This is a genomic window from Ruminococcus albus 7 = DSM 20455, assembly GCF_000179635.2.
GTDB classification, from domain to species: domain Bacteria; phylum Bacillota; class Clostridia; order Oscillospirales; family Ruminococcaceae; genus Hominimerdicola; species Hominimerdicola alba.
In genome coordinates this window covers 3618645-3638961 of record NC_014833.1, presented here as the reverse complement: position 1 = coordinate 3638961, position 20317 = coordinate 3618645, and the positions used below count along the sequence as shown (strand labels likewise).

The following is a 20317-nucleotide window of genomic DNA, read 5'->3' as shown; positions in this document are numbered from 1 at the left end:
ATATTATGTGTGCTGCAAAAAGCAGAACATTTCTGCCCTTTACGGCACACATAATATGTGTGCCGCAAATCTTATCCCTGAAGTGAGCCTATAAGTCCAACGCCGAACGAAAGAACAGCGACACCAACAAGTATGCTGACTGCCATGCCCTTACCTTTCTGAAGTCCCTGACCGCCACCGGTAATGAATATGATACCGAGACACATTACGCAGAATGCGGCAAGACCATAGCCGATCAGTTTGACTTGTGCGGTAGCTTCTGAGATCCACTGAGTAATCGCACCCCAGCCGTCTCCACCGCCGCCCTGAGCAGAAAGTGTTGTTCCGATAGCTGTTTCAGTGTCAGCTGTTGTGATGTCTGCGGCAGATGCAGAAAATGCAGAGCATACTATCATTGTGTATACCATTACGATAATGGCAAACATCTTCTTCACCGCTGTTGTTTTGCCTTTTGTTTTCATGATTAAAAACCTCCTTGAAGTTAGCGCCTAGCGCTTGTCCTGTTATATGTAACATCGTTATCGATGTTATCACTTTGGGTTATTGTTTGCTGTATATATTTACACAGCACTTCATTGTAGTCTTTGCTGTTCTTGGGTGTATGGATAGATACTTTGTATCTATCGCCGTATTTTTGCATTATATTTTTTGCACCCTCTCGTCCTGCCGCATCGCTGTCAAGGCAGCAGACTATCTCTGATATATTCGGATTTCGCGTGAGATAGGATTGGAGTGCAACATCGGAAACACCCAATAGCGCGAGTCTGTTTTGCCGTTTCCAGCAGTTATCAGTATCGCCTTTCTGAGATCCGACTATTTTTGCAATCGTAGCATGAGATAATAAGTCTATCGGAGCTTCAAACAAGTATACCCTGTTTATCTCGGCTTTTGGATCACTCTTATTACATGGCACATTAAAGCTGTATTCTATCATACTTCCGGTTGTGTTACCTTTGTATGCTTTATCTGCATAAGTATTCGTTCCGCGCTGTGTTACGCAGCGAATGTTATTATTCTCGTCGTAGCCGACGAAACAGGCATTATTATGAGTATCCTGATAGATCAGCTTATCATGGAATAGAGTACTGACTATATCAGCATCTATACATCTTGTAAGGGTAAGGTACATATATACGTTTTTGTAATTGCCATTCGTTTTTTCGGGTATATATAGCTGTTTTTGTGACGGTTCCTTACTCGTTGTTAGTGCTGATGTAGTTTTCTTGAATCTTGTTACAGTTTCGGTCTCAAGCGGGGAGAGCATCATACAAGCTTCCTGGAACGAAAGACCATCGACACGCTGGAGCCAGTCAAGAACGTTTTTTCCCTTAACATCGTGACTGTTCCATGCCCATGTACGGCGGTTAGGGTAAATAACCAAGCTGTCATGCTCAACGCATTTAAAATAAGTCGAAGTCTGTTTGAAAGAAAAGCCTTCTTTTCGTCCGAGAAAATCTATCATATCAATCGAACGAAGATTTTCCAGTTCATCATTGGTATAATGAACATACTCTTTCCCTGAACCTATATACGAAATACGTTTAGGCAATCAGATCACCTCCTACATAGAATTGATACCTCTGAGGATATCGACCTTTATTCTTTTTATCCGATTTATATCAGATACATCGGATATATAGATATCATTTCTGCCGAGAAACGCGCTGTCTTTGCGGATCTGCATTTCTATGAGCTCACATATATCCTTGTTGTTGATGTAGTATCGAGCAAGTTCCAGCCGATCAATAGTACGGTCCGTAACTATATCTTTTGATGTATGGTTGATTATCCTTACCTGACATAGATTTGAGTCTGAATATTTATTAAAGTTATTGATAGGATCCTTGCAGAACTCATCATAAGCATTTTCAGTAATAGATTTATCATCAGCAAAGCGTTTCAGCATAGGTCCGTCCAATCGAATATATGAGAGTAATTCGCTTATCGGAAAGACAAATTCTTTGCGCGGTCTATCAGGATATCTAAACTGTATTATTATATTTTATGGTTATCCCCTTAACACACCACAAGTAAGATCACTGCACCAAAGCAGCCAAAAGCCTTAAATACGCACTGTTTCCCAGCTTACGACGGTTGAATTTGTAGCAGTATTCGGCAGCATATAACGCTGTGTGGATCTTTTCGTTTCCGTGGTAAGTTCCCATGATCATTGCTTTGAAGTTTGATATAACTTTATGCATCCAGTTCAGCTGACCGCTTGTCGGATCATATGTTTCAAAAACATGGAAGTATTTCTGTGCCAACGGTTTCTTGTAACTTCGAGCATTATCACTCTCGATCTTCGAGCCTGCGCGGATATTATCCCTGGCAAATCTACCCACAGTTATACCCTTTAAATTCGGCACATCGCTCATTTTAACGTACTCGGGATTTCCTGCTGCGTTCTTCGATAAAGCTACGATCATCTTGACTTTTTCAGTACCTCTGCCGCGCTTTTTACCGTGAGTCGGAGCACCGAGATACGTGTCATCAAGTTCAACGATTCCGTCGAGCAAATAGCGTTCTTCACGGCATTTCATAGCTTTTCTGATGCGGTGAAGGATGTACCATGCAGTCTTGTAGGTCACCCCCAAAGACCTCATCAGCGTAACAGCAGAAACACTGCATTTGTTGCTCATAATGAGGAATGCGGTGACTATCCACAGTCTGAGCGGAATATGTGTTCTGTGCATAAAAGTTCCGTTTGTGGCGGATATATCTGCTTTACAGAACTTGCAGCGCAGCAGATGGCGTGACCTTATCCTGCGGTACTCAGAGCCACCGCAAAACGGGCAGGCAAAGCCCTTTTCAAAGCGGATATCAAGCAGAAAATCCTTGCAAAAGCTTTCATCTGCGAACTTTGAATATATCCCATCAAGTGTGATCTCAGGTTTCGGAAATCTTTTTGACATAGCGACAGCTCCTTTCGTTTCCTGTCACTATTATACTATATTTTCCGGTTTTTGAGGTCTGTTTATTTGGACAGCATTGTAAATTATCTGTGGTGTGTTAAAGGGATAACCATGTTATATTTTTCATATTATCACCCCCTAAAAAGAGGGACAAACGTTATCGTCTGCCCCTCGATGTAGTGTTGTTTTCGGTTTCATCAGCTGAGATAGCTGCCATTCTGTTGTCACTGTCATCACCAACTGCAAGTTCCAGTGACAGCTCCTTGTATCTGTGCTGTTTTTCACGCAGTTCATCTTCATGCGGGAACACATCGCCGCAGCGTGTTTTGGCTACATTCAGATTCTTCTCGGTTTCTTTGAGTTTATCCTCATTTTCCGCGATGCTTTTATCTATCATGTTGTCAAGAATGTTGTCGATGTTGTCGAAAACACCCTCATGACTTGTTCCCATAGATGTCCTGAATGTGGTCTTTCTGCGGAGTTCAAGGCTGATTATCGGAGTAGAATAATCACTTGTTATGCCTGTTTCGACAAGCAGCATTTTAAATCCTCTGTACTCACCTACAGCGATACCTTCTTGTGTGGCGATCTTTCTAAGACCTATCAGAGTTTTACCCGCTTCTTTTTTGTCGATAAACTCATTGCCGCGTATCGTACAAGTAAAGGACTCATTTTCAGCAGTAGCAGCAGCCTGCTTTTTATCGTCATACAGCCCAAGCAGTCTGTTGTTGAGTGCTTTTATCTCCTGCGGATAAGTTATCTCCGCCTTCCTCTGAGCATCATGCAACTCAGTATCAAACTGTGATTTCTTCTGTTTGAGTTTCTGAATATCGTTTTTCAGCGTTGCAAATTCCTTAATTCTCGGATCACCAAGTGACAGAGCCTTTATTTCAGCGTATTTAAGACTTGTATCATCAAAAGCTTCTATTTCATCCGAATGCAGCTTGCTTGTAAGCACCTGTTTTATCATTATCGACTTGCCCTCGATAGTCTGCCATCTGTAAGCATCGAATGTACCCTTGCAGCTGTACTTGAATTCAAGGATCTGCCCATCGCCTATATCAGCGCACTTGTTACCCTGTCTTTCACCTCTTCCGTTTCTCTGATCGTAGTCACTCGGTCTCCACGGAATATCCAAGTGGTGGATAGCGTACAGATAATCCTGTATGTTAGTTCCCGCACCCATTTTCTCTGTACTGCCGAGTATTACCCTTATATCTCTGTTTCTGACCTTTTCAAACAGTTTTTCTTTTTCCTCAGCGTTCTTAGCATCATGGACGTATGCTATTTCTTCCTCCGGGATACCTTTTGCTATCAGCTTTTTCTTGATATCGTCATACAAGCTAAAAATTCCATCGCCTTTTGGAGTAGAAGTATCGAGGAAAATCACCTGTGTCAGCCTGTTATCGTTTGTGTCTGTATAGACCTTGAACACATTTTCCACACAGATGTTGATTTTGCTGTTCGGATCATCCGGATAAGATGGGTCAATCAATCTCTGATCGAGGGCGCATTTACTGCCATCGGTTGAGATCAACAGCATATTGTCAACATCTCTGCCGACTTCCTTATTGTGTACTCTGTCAGCACGTTCTCCACACTCTTTTATAAATGCTTTCTGTATATCCGTTGGTTCAGTAACGACTACAAGAGTTTTGACCTTTGGTGTTTTCAGATCGAGGTCCTCTTTCATTTTTACATCTGCACAAGTGTGGAAGTCCGTTTGCAGGAGAGTGACGTTCTTGTATTCCTTAAACTTTGTTATCGAACGGAATGATGTTCCGGTCGGATCAAGTTCAAGATCTGTTGTAAGTCTGCCGTAGTCTGCGATCCACGAATCGAACGATGAGTATCCTTTTTCTTTCAGGTATGAGGGAGCAACATATCTCATTGCTGTATATAGTTCTGTCATCGAGTTTGAGATTATCGTACCCGATGCAAGGACTGTACCTCTGTTCTCTCCGTTGACTTCTCGCAGATAGTTTGTTACCAACAGGAGATTTTCAGCCATTTTTGAGCCTGTTGAAGTGATACCCTTGATGTTGTTCAATTTTGTATTGGTATAGAGATTTTTGAAGTTGTGGGCTTCATCTACAAAGATATAATCTATGCCTGTTTCTTCAAAGTATATGTTTTTATCTCTATCCATAATGTAATCAAGAGCATCAAGTCGGTTTTCAAGCTGTTTACGTCGTGTAACTGCCGCTTTAGCACTTATGCTGCCGCGTTGTTCTTCTTCTATGGCAATGCACTGATCTATTTCTTGCTGATAGTACAGCGCTCTTCTATTTGGTGAAAGCTGTACCTTTGCAAATACTGAGTACGGCATTATAACCGCATCCCAGTCACCTGTTGCAATACGGCTTGTCATTTTCTGCCTTTTTGCTTTATCACCTCCGTTGATTGCCAGTACGTTAGCTTCAGGGTATAATTTCACGAAATCCGCAGCCCACTGATTTACAAGGTGGTTCGGCACTACGAATAATGGCTTTGTTGCAAGTCCTGTCCTGCGAAGTTCCATAGCCGCAGCAGTCATTTCAAATGTCTTGCCGGCACCGACTACGTGTGAAAGTATCGAACTGCCGCCGTAAAGCATTCTTGCAACTGCATCTTTCTGATAATCTTTTAGTGTTATGTCTGAATTCATACCGTCAAAGGTCAGATGAGAACCGTCAAATGTTCGCAGTCTGTATACATTAAAACGAGCGTTGAAGATATCTTCAAGCTCTTGTGCTCGGTACGGATCAGCGAATATCCAGTTTTCAAACATTTCCTTAACCGTATCCTGCTTGTTCATAGCTTCTTGTGTTTTTTCCTGATCTACTACATAGTGTTTTTTGCCATCGGATCCGTCCTCAACGTGTCCCACCTTTGCATTTCTCAGGTTCAATGATGCATCGACCAGTTTCAATGCATTCATATCTTTGGTACCATAGACACTGCAACACAATTCTCGCCAGTCACCCATGTTAGTATTATTGACGTGCCATGTTGACGATGCAAGGTCATGTTCAACGGTTGTATCTACGTCAAGTTTTTCGCGTATAAACTGTTCAATGTATTTTTCGGGTATCCATGAACTGCCCAGCTGTGCAGATATCCTGCCGACAGGTATCCTTTCGGGCTGTACCTTTTTCAGCATTTCGACATTTATTGCATAATCGGGTGATACAGCACTGTATCCCTCTGCTATGCGCAGTTTGCGGGCTACATTACCGCTGAGATATTCATCGGCAGTTTCCCAACCGCTTGTAATATCGCTTTCAATCACCTTTTCAGGATCCCTGAATATATATGTGCCGTTCAGGTCCTTTATACAATCTTCGATAGGCTTGTCTACGAGTGAAGAAATGTATTCAAGGTCGATACGGGCTTTAGTGTTAAGGCAGACCGAGTATGCATCAACTGTTGTATCACAGTGAGTTATCTCAATCGCCCTTGAAACTGTACGTCTATTAAATATAGCAGCCTTTACAAGTTTTGTGCTGTCATCTTTATCCTCTGTTTCCAGGGCGTGAAGATTATAGAAATCGTCGGAATTTTCGATAACTTTTCTGATCTTAGCTTTTTTACGTGTTGTGAAAACATCACGAACAGGACCGTATTTAGCTGTATAGCTGTCATACAGATTATTCAATCCTTTTTGCGCTTCAATAAATTCTTCATCGCTTCTGTGCTTCTGCGTATAAAGAGTTTCTTTGTACTGGTCAATTAGTTTTATCAGTGATGTCAGCATATCTTTTTCTTGCTCACTGAAATCTCTTATATCAACTTCTGCCAGTACAGAGCCTTCCTTGAAGAACGGTCTGGACTTATACATTCGAAATGTATGGTTACGCATATCGGGATCCGCTTCATACTGTTCGCGAATCGAAAGCCATTCAGCATCTTTGTTTTCCTCAGTTATTGTTGGCTGAGGTCTGCTTATAGTCTGAACTGAGATTGTTGCTTGCAGATTCTGAATAGCCTTATCTAATGCCTGTTCAAGTGTTTCACCTTCATTCTCTCGGACAGTAAGTGTATTACCGTATCTGCCGCTTGTTTCAAGAACTGTTCCGCAGACCATTTCGGGGTGATCTATGAAATACTGATTTATAGGCAGACCGTAATATGTTTCGCGGTCAACTTCAAGCCAGTCTTCATAGTCTGCATTTGGTTCTGAACGCTTTTGCAGGAAAAGGATATCTGCGACTGCATTTGTTCCGGCATTTTTTTCAAATGCTGTGTCAGGCAGCCTTATAGCACCAATCAGCTTTGCTTTGTTGCTGATCTCTGTTCGTACCTTTGCGGACACCTTATCCATTGTACCAGATGAAGTAATTACTGCAACTACACCGCCTGCGCGTGTCAGATCGAGGGATTTCAGTATGAAATAGTCATGTATCAGGTGATTTGACTTGTTATACTTACGGTCCGTCACGCTGTAGTTTGCAAACGGTACATTACCTATTACTACATCGAAGTAATTGTCTTTAACATCAGCATTCTGAAAGCCAGTAACTTGTATTTTTGCCTGCGGATAAAGCTGTTTTGCTATACGTCCCGTGATACTGTCTATCTCAACTCCCGTGAACTGATAGTTAGCCGCTTTGTCGGTCGGAGCACAGCCTAAGAAATTACCGATACCGCAGGACGGTTCCAGCACCTTGCCGCCCTTAAAGCCGAAGTTTTCCAGTGCGGTATACATCTTTCTGATAATTACCGGGCTTGTAAAGTGTGCATTTACCACGGAATTGAGTGCTGCATTGTATTCCTCCGGTGTAAGCAGATTTTTCAGTTCTGAGTATTCATTTTCCCATGAACTGTTAGTTGCTTCAAAAGCTCCCGAAAGTCCGCCCCAACCGACATAATGTGCAAGCACTTCCTGTTCCTCGACTGTTGCCTGCCTGTCCTCGGCTTCTATCTGTTTCAGCAGTTTAATAGCAGCAATGTTTGCCTTGTATTTTTCTTTCGGTGTACCAACTCCTAACTCATCATCTGTAATAGTATAGTTCTGAGGTCCGTTGACTACCGCAGCTGCTTCAACTACAGATTTTGCTGTTTTAGCATCGTATTCAGATATAAATACGTCAAGTGGTTCTACGCGAGTTATAGGATACCATCCGGTATGCTGATCGAGAAGATCTATTTCATTGTGTTCGGGCTTGATAGCCGTTACTGTATAGGTCCTGTCCTGATACTCTATTTCAGCACCGACTTTTACAGGCACAACGGGAGTATTTTCCTCTGTGAACACGGGTGTTCCGAAGATGGAAAGCTGAACTGTATCATTCTCAACCGCATCATTTTTATTACGTAGTATGGTGTACTCATCATCGACTTCATCTAAGCCGAGAAAGTCCAATGCAGCATCCTCTGCTTTTTGAGTATCATCTTCCACGATGTCATAGGTAAGTGCTACCTTTGATATGGCATCCTTTACGCTCTCAGGGAGATCGGGTTCATCCCACTTGACAGCTATGCGGTTTTTACGGTCGATCTGAGCAACTACCTTGTATTTCTTTGTATTTTCGTCGATAGTTGTTTTGTCAAATGCTTCTCCGCTGTAAATGCCGATAGCGTATCCGATGTTATCGGGAACAAGTGTTCTGGTATGGTCGGTGTTATCAATGAAATCAGCTATCAGCTGTTCACGGCTGTCATTATCAGCTGTGACCTGAATATCGTATTCGCCATTCAGAAATTCAGCTTTTACATCCTCAAAATCTTCTGTTCCCTTATCAACGACTATCTGAGAACTGTGATCTTCAATGTAGTTGATGAATGTTTGATAGCCTAATTTGGTACGACCACCCGCAGCACTCATTACCTTTACAGCTTCATTGATGTCAAATTCGGTTATGGTCATTTCGATGAACTGTCCGTTACCATCGTTACCATCTTCATTGAAGTAACTCCAGTAGACTACACTGCCATTTCGCTTTAATTTGTCAATGCCTATTATATCGCTGTCAATATCAGGTTCAGCTTTATTTTCGTGCATCAACTCAGAGTATGTTGTATCAAGTACGATCTCATCATCGTAATTTTTTATGCGCACAGGTTTGTAACCCTGATGTGAGATGTTCGCAAGCCATTTTTCTACGAAGTTATTGCAATCGTCCTGGTCAAATAAACCGCTGGTATAGCTTTCATAGATACCAAGACTTGAGTTTTCAAAGCTTATTGCCTGCGCAGAAGTAGCATCGACCTTAATAACAACATCGGGGTCATACATCAAATCGCCGTTCTGGTCATAAAAATGCATTATGGAGAAAGTATCTTCCGAAAGCCATTCAAGGCTTAACGGTTCATAAGCATCCCCGGCTTCCATTCGCATATAAGCGTATTCTTTCTGCATGAACTCAGGGAACAGTTCATTAAATGCTTTGAGGTTTCGCTGTGCTGCACCATACTGCATTACAGTCAGCTCATTATCTGATGCATTAACAGATATTTCCGCTGATAAAGACTCTTTTTCGTGTTTTGAAGCATTATATTTTTCTTCCAGTTTGCTGATATCGAACTGGTCATAGAGTTCTTGAAAATCAAGAACCGAAAGTGCGTCCTCATTGAACGAATGAAGATCATCGTATTTTTCTTCTTTGTAAAGTTCATTGTCGATGTAATAGCGCAGAGCATTGTCCATAAGGTCAGCATATACCTGAAGTTCCATATAGTGACTATCGTCCAGATCAACGGTAGTGTATGCTATGCCGACTTTGTGAAGATCGGTAAAATCATCACTGCCACCACCGTACTCGCTTTCCCAAAAGTTTCGGATATTCTCTTTTGCCTTTTCAAGTTCTTCCTTGTTTTTAGCTTCAAAAAGCTTCTGCTGAATGAGCTTTTCCTGTTCCTTTTTATCTTTCTCAGAGATAAATTTGTCTATTTTGATAAGGCTGTCTATTCTTACAACAACGTTTTTCCAGTTCATTGTGGCTGTGCAGCCTTGCCACTCATCGTAAGCAGGGGAGTGAACTATGGTATAGCCCTTTTTACCGTAATAAAAATTTGTATCCCTATCGCCAAATCCGCCGTCTGAATATAAGTTGTTCAGGAATTTAACCTTATCTTTTGTGGTGCGTTCTTCATCGTCAAAATAATCTCGGATCTTGAATTTTGTCTGATAGTTAAAATGCTGTATTACACGATTTTTTTCATCTTCGGAAATAAAGAACGATGGTATAAACTCAAAATCAGGGTCAGCTTTGAATTGTTTGCGCTCGATAGTCAGGTCTTTCAGCCGTTCTAAGGTTTCACGCGGTCTATGAAAATGCCAACGGAGTATATCTCTGTTCTGCTCATAATCATTTACAAACTTTGTCATCCCTGAAATGTAGTCTTGCAGTTTATCGCTGTCCATAAGATCATTTTTTATTCTCTCGGTACTGTCAGGAAAACCGCCTTTAAACATCTCATCCGGGATAAAATACTGATATTCTTCATTGTCGGTATCCTGATGCAGATACCATAATTTGTCTGCGATATCCTTTATTTCCATTTCAGCTGCACGATCTATAACAGCCTGTGAACAGAACTGACCTTTTTCAATCAGCTCACCTACTCGTGCAGCAATTAAATTCCATGGTGCAACATTGTACATTTTTGCGTTAAGTGCGCTTTCGCCTGCACCTACCCACAATCTTTCTCTGTCCCACCAAGATGAGATCAGTTCACTCTCTGAATATACATACCCTCGACCATTATCCTCAGAACGAAAACTGCTATTAAACTCACGGCTGAGAAACTCGCCGTTTTCCGCATCGGACTTGCCTTTTTGGTACTGCGCAATAATACGCTCCAGTGTTCCTTTTGTGGCACTGCCGCATCTAAGAACATAGTTGACCATATCATCGGTTACATTGAACATTGGACGTGTATCAATTTCAGATGTATCCTTTCGGCTTTTTGGCTTTGTTGTGGCAGCCATTGTTTCGGGTTCACCGAAAAATGAAAGCTGTGCAGCAGCATCTTCCTGTACGTTATCTTCAACCGTTTCAGGTGTATCAATTATCTGAGTGTCAAGATATTCACCGCGTTGCATCATATCAGCGAATAATGTTACAACATCTTCCCAAGAATAGAAATTCTCGGCTGTGTGGGACATATAATTACCTTCCCAGATGCAAAGACCATCCTCGAATGTTTTGTAGCCCATGGTCTTTTCTTCATCTGTTGAAAGCTGTGAATATTCTTCGTTTATAGCTTTACGGATAAACTGCTCACGTTCTTTGGCATTTGCATGAGTTTCAAAGAAATCTGCAATTTCCTGTCTGTTATGATGATAGAAACGATCATGCCGTAATACAAAGAAAACATCATTGTTATCAGCTATCAGCGGAAGTCCGGACGGTATATAGTGAGTGAGTAGTTTAGGATCCAACACAGGCTGTATACCCTTGATCGGATTATCTCTTTTCAGTTCCCACAGTATCAGCTTTTCTTCTTCTGTCAGCTCGGTATTAGCTTTCAGATACGGTATTAAAATGTCAACTGCATTTTTGGCTGTGTTTTGACTATCTTCTGTATTGTATGGATATGGTTTCTGACGGATTATCTCGGTCTGAAACTGCTCAATATGGTCGATTATAGAGCCGCCGCCTGTTCCTTTACCGTCACCTATATCATATCTTGCCTCATAGGAAAACTGTTCGCCGCTTATTGTTGCGGTAACTGTAAACCATGTTTTCTTGTACCAGCCAACTTTGTTGTCTTTATCGGTACGCTCAGTATGCTGCTTTTCATCAAGATACTCGATTACGGCATTTGCAAGCGCGAAACTCATATCGTTACCGTTATGTTCATTTCTGTATTTAGTTATGAGATCGTCAAGCAGCTTGCTTTCTGTTGTCAGTTCGGGATCGTTTTCTGTTCCGAACTTAATGGTAATGCTGTCAAGGAGAGTTTCTTTTTTATTCTCCGGGATATTATCATTTATAATGATAAATCCTGCATCACGCAGTCTTTGAGTGTAGTTATCTTTCTCTTTATCAGGAAAGCCGCACATAGCGACTTTTCCTTTCCTTGAAAGATAAAGCCCGAGTGCTTCAGAAGCAGCCCGGGCATCATTATCGTACATTTCCCAAAAGTCACCGACTTTATGCAGCGTAAGCGAGGTTTTTTCTTCCGCTGTATCGTCTTTTTCTTTGGGTGTTATAAATCTATCCTCACGGATAAGTTGATCTATGGTGTTTGTTACGGTCTGCCAATCAAATGACAGATTTCCCGCATTTCCATCAATATTGTATCTTACCACGAAACAATCATTTCTTGCAAGATATGCGCTGATAATATCATCATTGGTCGAGTTATAGCTTTTACCTTTGTAATTAGTCCTTACATAAGAGGTCAGAGCATTAACACCGATGTTACCCGAAAACAAAGCGTTGATACGTTCTTTATTGATAGAGCTGTTTTCTATCATAAGTGCAGTTTCAAGTATTTCTTGCTGTTTTTCGGCAGTTAAGCCGCTATCTGATACTTCAGATACGGGCTGAACAGTAACCACACTTTTATTTTGCTGAATAATATCATCATTGTTATTGTCGGCTGTGACATTTTCAAGTGTTTCGGGTACAGTATACTTCTTTTCTTCATCTTCTGCCGTTTCAACAGTAGTTTCCTCAGAGATTTCCTCGTCATATACTGCATCGGTAATATCTTCAAATTCGCTAAGTTCTTCGGCTGTAAACATGACATTTCTGCTGCGTTCTTCTATCTGTTCCTTTGTTACAGAAGATACTGTCCTTTGAGCAGCTTTAAGCATTGACCTTGCATATATCGCGGTAATTGTAGCTGTAAGGTTGACTTCTTCATCTGACAGTTTTGTAATGTCAGATAAGTCGAGATATGTTTCATTTTTATCAATACCAAGTCTTTCGCAGATAACATACGTAGTAGATAAAGCCGCAATTTCCCTTACATTCTCATTAACAACACCGGAAAGGGACTTGTCTTTTGACATCATTTCGCAGAGAAAATCACAGATGTTTACTGAGAAGTCATTTCCATTATCGAGCATAACATTATCTGTTATGTTCATGGCGTTGAAATGGTCATAATAAAAGGGAATGTGACCACTTGTAAACTGCCATTTTCTTACGGACGCGCCGTTTGTATCCTTAATGTCATAGCGTATATGTCCGTCACTGAAAATGAAACCTTTAGCTTTGGGATTTATAAATCTGCCCATTCTGTTCCATTCTTCCAGTGTGGCAACGGCAGTTGCGGTAGGTTCTGCGGAATACACTTTCATGATATCCGCATAACCATAAGAATAAAGATTTGATGAAAAGCTGAGATAATTCTGCCAGTTTTCTATTGAATTATTTAATCTCATTATTTATATCCTTTCGCAACAAAATCTCCCGTAGGAGTGATTATAGCTTTGTTTCCCTAGGGAGTAACGATTAAAGTTTGTGCTTATTGTTTTGAGTTTTTATTCTCCGAGAGAGAAGAAATTATCTTCCGCGTCCGTACTGCGGTGTTATATCTTCAAAACCACTGAATGGATCGTAGTCGGGAATGGCAGCGGCAGCACTCTGCTGATTATAGTTGTTCTGCTGCTGTTCGTATGCAGCATAGCTATTATCCTGTGCCTGTTGTTTAGCGTGAAGACTATCCAGGACTGCATTGGTCAGCTTATCATAGGCTTCTCGGGTGTTCGGGTGGAACAAATCACGGTAGTCTATCTCAGGCTGTCCGTCTGCGCCTATCACTATCTGCTTTGTTTCGGGATCATATTTTTTTGTGCGATAGCTGGGCAAATCAAGGAATTCGCCCTTGCTGCCCTCTTTGACCATGATGCTGTCAAGTTTAAAAGCATCACCGAATGTTACCGAGCCGATTCCGACAAGGTGTTTTGCCTGATCGCTGTGCAGGTTGACGTTGATCTTGCTCATCTCAAACTGAGTATTACCAAGGATATTGAACTCGGCATACTCTCTGTCATTCGCCCTCCAGCGCTCCATGATGGCGTTACACAATTCAGTACGTGCAGCGTTGTTTACAGGGTGCAGGACCTCTGTAAATTCTTTTTTGGGATTACCGTTTGAATCATACACCGGAGAACCGTTGACCTTGGCATTACGTGCTACGGTCGGTAGGCTGACGTACATTCCGTTGGCTGACTCTCTGATAGTTATACGTTCGAGCATATACTCATCACCATTGTCGTTCTGGAACTTGACTGATGCAAAACCTCTTGTGTTGTTGGTATCTCCCGCAGGCGGGGTATACCTGGACGCGGATACTTGGATTCTCAATAGAAAAACCTCCTTTTAAATTATAATTTTATAGCAGACCGTATTATCTGCTGAATGCCTGCGAATAATAATGGGGGAGGGGGAGTGTGTCTATAGACACAGTTTCGCAGGCATTCAGCAAACAAGCCTTTCTGCGTTACTAAAATATCCATTGACATTTTAGCTAAAATATGATATACTTATATTAGCTAAAAAACATGGAGGTGTTTTTATGATTACTGCAACAGCAACTGATTTTCAAAATAACTTCGGTCAGTATCTACAAGAAGTTCAGCAAGGCGGCGAGATAATCATACTCAAAAACGGAAAAGAAGTTGCCAGACTGGTTTCACATAAGTCTACGGTTTCTTTTCTAACGGACTCGCTTACAGGAGTTCTAAAAAATGATTATGATGAAAAAGAAATTCGCGCGGAAAGGTTAAAGAAACATGAAGATCTTGATTGATACAAATGTGATCCTTGACGTTCTCTGCAATCGACCGGATTTTGTAGAAAATTCATCAAAGATTTGGAAATACTGCGAGGTAAACAAAATCGATGGATATGTTTCTGCACTCACTGTACCGAATATTGTGTACATCCTGCGCAAGGAACTTGATCCTAAGAAAACGGAGCAGCTAATAAAGCAGATACTTATGATTTTTGAAGTCGTTGATCTTAAATCATCCGACCTTAATTCAGCGGCAGAAATGCTCACTTCTGATTATGAAGATGCTTTACAGATGTGTCAGGCAAGTAGGATCAATGCGGATTTTATTGTAACCAGAAACATTCGTGATTTTAAGGATAGTAAAATTCCTGCGCTCAAACCGTCGGAGTTACTTGATAGGATCTAAGCAAAAAAGCTGTCGGCATTGTTGTCGGCAGCTTTTTTACAGAATTCGTATTTTTTGTTATCCAATGATGTTGAATGTAACACCACAATTCTGAGCGAAATTGTTATCTGCTGTGTCGAATGATTGCGGATTATCTTTGAGTATCTTTACGAACTGTTTTTCGGTTATGGAAACATCTTCTAAACATCCATTGTTATCTATGCTCTTAGTGAACATACCAACTCTGAATTTTATAACGTGATCTTTAAGCTCTTTCAGTTCATCGGCTGGAATGATGATAAAGCCATTTTCCTTGTCATAAGCAAGATCGTAAAAGTCATTAAGATAATGACCTTCGATTTTTTCTTCTCGGGGAGTATCAGTATCGTCGAAAGTGAAGAATATTTCTTCTCCGGAAGATTTATTGAATACCTGATATTCAAGGTATGCCGCGACACCACCATACAGTTCTCCGTTAATATTCAGATCACCTTTTGCTACCAGCATTTTATCATAGCATATTCTGTATCTTTTCATATTTGTTCCTCCTTTTATGCTTTGTGTTGCATTTACCTGTTTGGTTTGTGATGTTTTGCTCTGCAAAAACTCATTATATGTTATAATAGTATCGTATTCACACGATGGTTTTGATTCGCGGATATCACTTAAGATTATCCCTAGTTCTTCTAGTAATCCAGCATGAACATATACCGGAAATATTTTTTGCTTTTTTAGATTAGGTACTGCCCAGTCAATGACATAAGGAAGTCCCGGTTCTCCATATTTTATCATTGATAGTAGCTCATTAATATCGTTACACAGTACATAATACCCTTGTTCCATATTTATACTCCTTTCGATTACCTTAATTTGCCTTTTTCTCATTTTCAGTCATAAAAAAAACCGATCTCATAAAAAGGATTAAATTTGTTAATGCAATAAAAATCAAGTAAGATATGTTCTACGGTAATTAGCTCTTTTATGTAGTTGTATGCTTTGATAAAAGTCTCTCTGTCATCGTCAAATACAAAATTCACAGTGTAGTGTACATATATATCGTTTCTTACTGGATTTTTAAATCTAAAGAGTAAAATATATTGTTTTTCTGTATCTCCCAGTATGCGTGGTTCTACACTTTCTATATCACACAAAAGAGGTATCTCTTCTTCATCGATGGTAAAGCCATACATTAAAATCTTAAATGTATTGTTTTCTTTGACTGTAAGAATTTCAGGATCAATTACTGTGATTTCATTTTCAATAAATTTATTTTCATCGTTTAATGATTTCATAATTACATCACCTACTTTACTAATTAATTTATCGTGAAGATCAAATTATCTGCTGAATGCCTACGAATGAATAAAGAGAAAATGTGTTTATAGACAAATTGTTCGTAGACATTCAGCAAACAAGCCGCCTGTATAGGGCGGCTGTCTGCTTTTATAAGGGGGTGCTTTTTAAAGCGATGATTAGCTGTTCTTACGCTTTCTTGAAATGATCATGAGAGCGAGTGCAATTGCTGTTACAGCAAACGCACCGTTAGCAGCAACTCCGGTTGAAGGATTGCTTGTGGTGGTTAATGAAGTAGAAGGAGTTGAAGAATCAGGCTTTTTCTTGTTCTCGAAAGTAATGTTTGAAGTCTGTGCTTCAAATACAGTTACTGTCTGAGCATCAGCTACAAAATAAGCCGCAGGCACAGATTTACCGTCCTCGGTTATGGTGTATGTACCTATCGGCACACCATTGAATGTAGCTTTACCGTCCTTGTCGGTCACAGCTTCAAGCTTCACAGTTCTGCCGCTGTCAGATGTACCTTCAAGCACAAAATTAATTCCGGCGATATCTTTCATTCCCTCAGTCTGTTTCTGAATACTGATGCTGCCGGATCTTTCACCGTTGAATATCTCCTTAGTTACTGTTTCAGCGTACAGCACAGTAACCTCGGTTTCTTCGGCTACCATATATGCAGTCGGTACAGTCTTTTCATCCTCTGTGATAGAGTATGTTCCAACAGGAACATTACTGAAAGTAGCTTTACCGTCCTTGTCAGTAATAGCTTCAACGTGAACATCTGTTCCACTGTCGGATACACCCTCAAGGATAAACTTGATACCCTCGATGTTTATCATACCCTCGGTTGTCTTGTGGATCTCAATGCTGCCTGTCTTTTCATCATTGAAAACTTCTGCAATAGATGTTTCGGCATACAGTACATTTACTTCCTGCTTTTCAGCCACAAGGTATGCAGTAGGTACTGTTTCCTTGTCCTCTGTGATGGTGTATGTACCAACAGGCACCTTGTTAAATACTGCCTTACCATCCTTATCGGTCACAGCTTCCAGCTTTACATCTCTGCCGCTGTCAGATGTACCCTCAAGAACGAAATTGATATCAGCGATATTGCCCTTGTTCTTAGTATTCTTGTGGACCTCAACAGTTCCCGACTTTTCATCGTTGTAAATCTCAGCGATAGTTGTTTCTGCGTACATAACAGATACTTCCTGTTCATCAGCCACAAGGTACGCATAAGGCACTGATTCAGCATCTTCGGTGATGGTGTATGTACCCACAGGGATCTTCTCAAAGGTTGCAATACCGTCTGAGTTAGTAATTGCTTGTGTGTTTACTTCTGTGCCGTGGTCTGATGTACCGCTGAGTGTAAAGCTTATTCCCTCAACGTTTATCATGCCTTCGGTAGTTTTGTGAACTTCGATACTGCCTGATTTTTCCTCATCATACATCGTAATGTGATTTGAGGAGCCATCTTCATTTACAGTAAACTTGATGCTTTCCGCAGTGAGGAATCCGTCAGGAGCGAGAACCTCTGTCAGAGTGTATTCCTTGCCGACTGTAAGCTTACCAATGATAGTGTGTTCAGTAGTTGTAGATGTCCATTCATCAATTATTGTACCGTTATCATCGGTTACTGTGAGTTTTGCACCTTCAAGTTCTTCTTTTGTTGTGAGAGATTTCTTGCTTATCTTTACGATTGTGGGCTTTTCGTTTATGGTTGTACGGTATTCAAGCTGTGTTCCGTCATCACTCATTTCGATAGTGATAGGATCACCTGAAATATATCCGTCCGGCACGTATACTTCTGTGAGTGTATATGTGTGAGCGATAGGCAGGGACTTAGGTGTTGCTGCGTTGCCGTCCTCGTTGGTTTCCAGTGTGTATATGGGCTCGCCGGCAGGAATCATATCCTTGCCATTTGAGCTGTAAATATCTTCGTTGCAGGTCACTTCATATTTTGCACCGGCAACAGGCTCAAGTGTTTCACTGTTCTGCTTGTGGATAGATATTGAACCGCGTTTCAGTCTGTTGACGATTGTTACAGTCTTGGATTTATTGTATTCAAGAGTAACATCCTGATCCGCAGGCTGTTCATATCTATCAGGTGTATTTTCCTCATGGATAGTGTATGTTATGAGGTTGCTGTCAGTATCATAGATATCAAGGTCAGAAATAACTGTAGGCTCATTACCATGTGTTACAGCAGTTCTGACGGAGCCATCACTGCCTGTGATTGTGAAATTACGGTCACCTGTTTTACCGTCCTCATGTCTCTTTTTGAGTATGAGTGTACCGGGAACATGGCTGTTAACGATGTATACATCTGTGACCTGATTAAGCAGGAGAGTTACTTCCTGATCTTCGGGCTGAACATATCTATCCGGAACATTTTCCTCATGAATTGTATATGTAATGATGTTGTTATCATCATCGTACATACGCAGATGTTCAAGTGCCGCAGGCTCATTGCCATGAGTTACTACTGTATAAGTTTCGCCGTTACCTGTTACAGTAAAGGTACGATCATCGGTGTTGCCGTCTGTATGAGTTTTGTGTAATACGAGAGAGCCGTATTTATACTCATTGTTAAAATAGAGGTCTACGGTATAATCCTTGTTGGGATCGGCTTCTGAAAGAGTAACAGTCTGTGCGCTAGGATTAACATTTCTCAGATCGTTGTTTATCTCTGAAACAGTGTAATTTATAACATCACCGTCATAATCATAGAGGTTAAGCCCGTCAATCTTTGCTACACCGAGTGTATTGGTGTTTAAACGTTCTCTATGGATTGCACCGTTTTCAAACCAACTGATCATAAATTCTCTGTTTTTTACACCATCTTCAGCTGTCTTGTTAATGCGAATAGATCCAGTCGTTTTAACCTCATTAACGATGACAGTTTCATTCGGAACAAGAGTATAAACATCATTCGATACATTATAGCCTGTCGGAGCTTTTATTTCCTTGACGTAATATGTACCGTAAGGTAAGCTAAGAGTGCCAAGTCCGTTTTTGTTAATTTTTATTTCATCAACTTTGTTTTTACAGCTTTTATCTGTATAAACACCATATACGGCTGATGTTCCGTCAACCTTAGAAATTCCGACTATCTTACCGGTGCCGATTTCAGTTTTCTGTATTGTGAACATGGCATTTCTGTTTAATTTGAAAGAAGAAACTCTCATGGCACCTGTGTATTTACCGCTAGTGTCATTATTTATAACAACACCGTATGTACTCTGTGCTTCAATGCGCCAGTGATTACCACCGTCACCATTATCATGAATGTTTTTATCGTTGATATATGCAGGATTTACACCTATCTTTTTCAGATAAGCTTTAACAGCTGCTTTATTATCGAATTCGCCCATGTAAATCCATGCATGATCAGTACTGCCATTCGTAGGATCACCGATAACAATAGAGCCGGGCTCTATCGTACTACCGTTTGACCTTTCCCAGTAGGGGTGATTGTTGGTACTTACTCTTATTTTTTCTATTTCAAGGGGCTTAGTAGTGCCTTTGTATGAAATAGTAGGATTGGTGTAGCTCAGCCAATGAGTAGTATCTACGGGGACGGGGTGATTCCATGCGAAACCTGATGTTGAGTAACCAAGCTTTGTCATGGTATAGTACACCAATCCTGAGCAGTCTACCCCGGCTGAACGAGTATAATTCACATCGTAAGCGACAGGTGTTTTGTTGGCATCATACATATTGTAATAGCCTTTACCACCGGCGCTTGAATAATTACCTCCAAGAAGAGTAGCTGCCTGTGCGATGATCTGATCGGCGTTTGGGAAAACTGCTTCTGATGCAGCTTTTGCTTTCATCGGTTTCACTTCTGCGGTCGCAAAAGAAAAAGCGCATACAGCAGCCATTATCCCGGTGCCGATTCTCTTCAAAAATTTGCTTTTGAACATATTATCATATCCTTTCTGAATTTTAATATAAAAAAAGCATTTCCTTTGGCAGATTTAGGAAATGCTTGATCTATCATATTCTCCGTGAGAAAAAGAAAAGCACCTAACATGATATTTGTTAAGTG

General features: G+C 40.8%; 11 protein-coding genes. 2 read left to right on the top strand and 9 right to left on the bottom strand.

Annotated features, from left to right (window positions below):
• Positions 1-71 precede the first annotated feature (71 nt).
• The 6 genes from RUMAL_RS16445 to RUMAL_RS16420 form a co-directional block, all read right to left on the bottom strand.
• Positions 72-461 (bottom strand): hypothetical protein, encoded by a 390-nt coding sequence (locus RUMAL_RS16445; RefSeq protein WP_013499811.1) that lies wholly within the window; start codon positions 459-461, stop codon positions 72-74.
• A gap of 20 nt (positions 462-481) precedes the next feature.
• The gene (locus RUMAL_RS20950; RefSeq protein WP_013499810.1) at positions 482-1549 is read right to left on the bottom strand and encodes a DUF3991 and TOPRIM domain-containing protein; all 1068 of its coding nucleotides are present in this window, start codon (positions 1547-1549) and stop codon (positions 482-484) included.
• A gap of 12 nt (positions 1550-1561) precedes the next feature.
• The gene (locus RUMAL_RS16435; protein WP_013499809.1) at positions 1562-1906 is read right to left on the bottom strand and encodes a hypothetical protein; all 345 of its coding nucleotides are present in this window, start codon (positions 1904-1906) and stop codon (positions 1562-1564) included.
• A 130-nt stretch (positions 1907-2036) separates the two neighbouring features.
• Positions 2037-2912 carry an IS1595 family transposase gene (locus tag RUMAL_RS16430; RefSeq protein WP_013483548.1) on the bottom strand — a complete coding sequence of 292 codons (876 nt, stop codon included), beginning with the start codon at positions 2910-2912 and terminating at the stop codon, positions 2037-2039.
• A 157-nt stretch (positions 2913-3069) separates the two neighbouring features.
• Positions 3070-13233: a DUF6908 domain-containing protein gene (locus RUMAL_RS16425; protein WP_013499808.1), complete on the bottom strand. Its 10164-nt coding sequence runs from the start codon at positions 13231-13233 to the stop codon at positions 3070-3072.
• 121 nt (positions 13234-13354) lie between these two features.
• The gene (locus RUMAL_RS16420; RefSeq protein WP_013499807.1) at positions 13355-14158 is read right to left on the bottom strand and encodes a septation protein SpoVG family protein; all 804 of its coding nucleotides are present in this window, start codon (positions 14156-14158) and stop codon (positions 13355-13357) included.
• Positions 14159-14369: 211 nt separating this feature from the next.
• On the opposite strand from RUMAL_RS16420, the gene RUMAL_RS16415 reads away from it, so the two are divergent.
• Both RUMAL_RS16415 and RUMAL_RS16410 read left to right on the top strand, forming a co-directional pair.
• A complete protein-coding gene (locus RUMAL_RS16415; protein ID WP_013499806.1) occupies positions 14370-14603 on the top strand; it encodes a type II toxin-antitoxin system Phd/YefM family antitoxin in 234 nt (77 codons plus the stop codon).
• A complete protein-coding gene (locus RUMAL_RS16410) occupies positions 14587-14994 on the top strand; it encodes a type II toxin-antitoxin system VapC family toxin (RefSeq protein WP_013499805.1) in 408 nt (135 codons plus the stop codon). Before RUMAL_RS16415 ends, RUMAL_RS16410 begins: the two co-directional genes overlap by 17 nt.
• A 57-nt stretch (positions 14995-15051) precedes the next feature.
• Here RUMAL_RS16410 and RUMAL_RS16405 read toward each other — a convergent pair whose 3' ends face one another.
• The 3 genes from RUMAL_RS16405 to RUMAL_RS16395 form a co-directional block, all read right to left on the bottom strand.
• A complete protein-coding gene (locus RUMAL_RS16405; protein ID WP_028504279.1) occupies positions 15052-15510 on the bottom strand; it encodes a hypothetical protein in 459 nt (152 codons plus the stop codon).
• A 350-nt stretch (positions 15511-15860) separates the two neighbouring features.
• The gene (locus RUMAL_RS16400; protein ID WP_013499803.1) at positions 15861-16265 is read right to left on the bottom strand and encodes a hypothetical protein; all 405 of its coding nucleotides are present in this window, start codon (positions 16263-16265) and stop codon (positions 15861-15863) included.
• A gap of 180 nt (positions 16266-16445) precedes the next feature.
• Complete coding sequence (locus tag RUMAL_RS16395; RefSeq protein WP_013499802.1) at positions 16446-20192, bottom strand: SpaA isopeptide-forming pilin-related protein; 3747 nt, start codon at positions 20190-20192, stop codon at positions 16446-16448.
• Positions 20193-20317 lie beyond the last annotated feature (125 nt).

Bases quoted from the DNA above. Each gene is read 5' to 3' on its own strand.
- RUMAL_RS16425 (WP_013499808.1), bottom strand. From the start codon at position 13,233: ATGAGATTAAATAATTCAATAGAAAACTGGCAGAATTATCTCAGCTTT.
- RUMAL_RS16445 (WP_013499811.1), bottom strand. From the start codon at position 461: ATGAAAACAAAAGGCAAAACAACAGCGGTGAAGAAGATGTTTGCCATT.
- RUMAL_RS16395 (WP_013499802.1), bottom strand. From the start codon at position 20,192: ATGTTCAAAAGCAAATTTTTGAAGAGAATCGGCACCGGGATAATGGCT.
- RUMAL_RS16400 (WP_013499803.1), bottom strand. From the start codon at position 16,265: ATGAAATCATTAAACGATGAAAATAAATTTATTGAAAATGAAATCACA.
- RUMAL_RS16435 (WP_013499809.1), bottom strand. From the start codon at position 1,906: ATGCTGAAACGCTTTGCTGATGATAAATCTATTACTGAAAATGCTTAT.
- RUMAL_RS16430 (WP_013483548.1), bottom strand. From the start codon at position 2,912: ATGTCAAAAAGATTTCCGAAACCTGAGATCACACTTGATGGGATATAT.
- RUMAL_RS16410 (WP_013499805.1), top strand. From the start codon at position 14,587: ATGAAGATCTTGATTGATACAAATGTGATCCTTGACGTTCTCTGCAAT.
- RUMAL_RS16415 (WP_013499806.1), top strand. From the start codon at position 14,370: ATGATTACTGCAACAGCAACTGATTTTCAAAATAACTTCGGTCAGTAT.
- RUMAL_RS16405 (WP_028504279.1), bottom strand. From the start codon at position 15,510: ATGAAAAGATACAGAATATGCTATGATAAAATGCTGGTAGCAAAAGGT.